The following is a 2,994-nucleotide window of genomic DNA, read 5'->3' on the forward strand; positions in this document are numbered from 1 at the left end:
GTCGGGCCGCTTGTAATGCGGCGCCATCGTGCAGCCCGTGGCGAACAGCGCGGCAGCGAGAGCCGCCACCGTTGCAGTCAAAGCGTGTTTTTGCATCATTACTGCCCCTTCGAATCGTGTGCGTCGCCGTGACCGCGCTGCAGGTCGCCCTGCACGAGACGCCAGGCGTCGTCGACGTTTTCCGTCTCGCCGCTGAAGATCGCGCGAACCCGCACGAAGAACATCGGGATCATGAAGATCGCGAGGAACGTCGCCGTGATCATCCCGCCGATCACGCCCGTGCCGATCGCATGCTGGCTGGCCGAGCCTGCGCCGTTGCTGATCGCGAGCGGCAGCACGCCGAGCATGAATGCAAGCGACGTCATCAGGATCGGGCGCAACCGCAGGCGCGCCGCCTCGATCGCCGCGCGCACCGGCCCCATGTTCTCCTTCGCCTGCAACTCGCGCGCGAACTCCACGATCAGGATCGCGTTCTTCGCCGACAAGCCCACGGTGGTCAGCAAGCCGACCTGGAAGAACACGTCGTTCTCGAGGCCGCGCAGCATCGTCGCGAGCAGCGCGCCGACCACGCCGAGCGGCACGACCATGATCACCGAGAACGGAATCGACCAGCTCTCGTACAGCGCCGCCAGACACAGGAACACGACGAGGATCGAGATCGCGTACAGGATCGGCGCCTGCGAACCGGACTGGATTTCCTGGAACGACAGCCCCGTCCACGAATAGCCGATGCCTTCCGGCAGCTTGCTTGCGAGCGCTTCCATCGCGGCCATCGCCTGGCCGGTCGACTTGCCTTCCGCGGCCTGCCCCTGGATTTCGATCGACGACACGCCGTTGTAACGTTCGAGCTTCGGCGAACCGTAGATCCAGTGGCCGGTCGAGAACGCGCTGAACGGAACCATCCCGCCCGCACTGTTGCGCACGTACCAGATGTTCATGTCCTCCGGCGTCATCCGGAACGGCGCGTCCGACTGCACGTACACCTTCTTGATCCGGCCATCCGTATCGAGGAAGTTGTTCACGTACTGCGAGGCCCACGCGATCGAAAACGTCTGGTCGATCGCAGCAGCAGTGACGCCAAGTGCATTCGCCTTCTCCCGATCGATGTCGACCTTGTACTGCGGCGTATCGTTCAGACCGTTCGGACGCACGAGCGCAAGCGCCGGATCCTTCGCGGCCATCCCGAGCAACTGGCCACGCGCGGCCATCAGCGCCTCGTGGCCGAGACCCGCGTTGTCCGTCAGCTCGAAGTCGAAGCCGGCAGCCGTGCCGAGTTCGGGAATCGACGGCGGGTTGAACGGAATCACCATCGCGTCCTTGTACGTCGAATAGTGCGCGAAAGTCCGGCCGATCAGCGCCTGGACCTTCTGGTCCGAACGCTGGCGTTGCTCGTACGGTTTCAGCTTCACGAACACGAGGCCCGCGTTCTGGCCGCGGCCCGCAAAGCTGAAGCCGTTGACCGTGAACACCGAATCGACCACTTCCTTCTCCGCAGTCGTCAGGTACGTGTTGATGTTGTCGAGCGTCTTGCCGGTCGTTTCCTGCGTGGAACCGGACGGCGTCTGCACGATCATGAACATGTAGCCCTGGTCTTCATCGGGCAGGAACGACTTCGGCAGGCGCGCGAACATTACGCCGACCGCGATGAACACGGCCAGGTAGATCACGAGCCAGCGGCCCGAGCGCCGGATCACGTGATTCACGCCACCCGTGTAGCGATCGCGACTGCGATCGAAGGTGCGGTTGAACCAGCCGAAGAAGCCCTTCTTCTCTTCGTGATGCCCTTGCGGGATCGGCTTCAGGATCGTCGCGCACAGCGCCGGCGTCAGAATCAACGCGACGAGCACCGACAGCACCATCGCCGACACGATCGTCAGCGAGAACTGACGATAGATCGCGCCGACCGAGCCGCCCGAGAACGCCACCGGCACGAACACCGCCGACAGCACGAGCGCCACGCCGACGAGTGCGCCGGTGATCTGGCCCATCGCCTTGCGGGTCGCCTCCTTCGGTGACAAGCCCTCTTCGGCCATCACGCGCTCGACGTTCTCCACCACCACGATCGCATCGTCGACCAGCAGGCCGATCGCGAGCACGAGGCCGAACATCGACAGCGTGTTGATCGAGAAGCCGGCGACCCCCATGATCGCGAACGTGCCGAGCAACACGACCGGCACCGCGATCGTCGGGATGATCGTTGCCCGCAGGTTCTGCAGGAACAGATACATCACGAGGAACACGAGCACGATACCTTCGATCAGCGTCTTGACCACTTCCTCGATCGACAGGCGCACGAACGGTGTCGTGTCGTACGGGTAGTGAACGACCAGACCGTGCGGGAAGTACTTCGACAGCTCGTCGATCTTGGCCCGCAGCGCCGTCGCGGTCGCCAGCGCGTTCGCGCCGGTCGCGAGCTGGATACCGAGGCCGGCCGTCGGCTGCCCCATGTACTTCGTGTCGAACGTGTAGTTCTCCGAACCCAGTGCCGCACGGCCGACATCCTTCAGCCGGACTTGCGAGCCGTCCTGGTTGACCTTCAGCAGGATGTTGCCGAACTGCTCGGGCGTGCGCAGCAGCGTCGATTCGGTAATCGTCGCCTGCAGCATCGTACCCGGCTTCGCCGGCGTGCCGCCGATCTGGCCACCCGCGATCTGCACGTTCTGCTGCGTGATCGCGGTCGACACGTCGACCGGCGTGAGGCCGTAGTTGGTCAGACGGTTCGGGTCGAGCCAGATCCGCATCGAGAACTGCGAACCGAGCAGCAGCGTCTGGCCGACGCCGTTCACGCGGCTCAGCGGATCGAGCACGTGCGAGGCCACGTAGTTCGTCAGGTCCTCCTTCGACATCCTGCCGTCCTCGGAGTTGAACGCGAACCACATCAGCCAGTTGCTGCTCGACTTCGTAACCTGCATGCCGAGCTGCTGCACGACCTGCGGCAGGTTCGGCGTCGCGAGCGACAGCTTGTTCTGCACCTGCACCTGCGCGACGTCCGGA

Annotated in this window: 1 protein-coding gene; it reads right to left on the reverse strand. The window is 64.2% G+C overall.

The window, feature by feature from the left end:
- Positions 1-98: 98 nt before the first annotated feature.
- Positions 99-2,994, reverse strand: a 2,896-nt coding sequence (locus tag U5809_RS34445) for an efflux RND transporter permease subunit (protein ID WP_322089831.1), incomplete at its 5' end; no start/stop codon positions are given.

The organism is Burkholderia sp. BCC1999, assembly GCF_905339975.1.
Classification (GTDB): Bacteria; Pseudomonadota; Gammaproteobacteria; order Burkholderiales; family Burkholderiaceae; genus Burkholderia.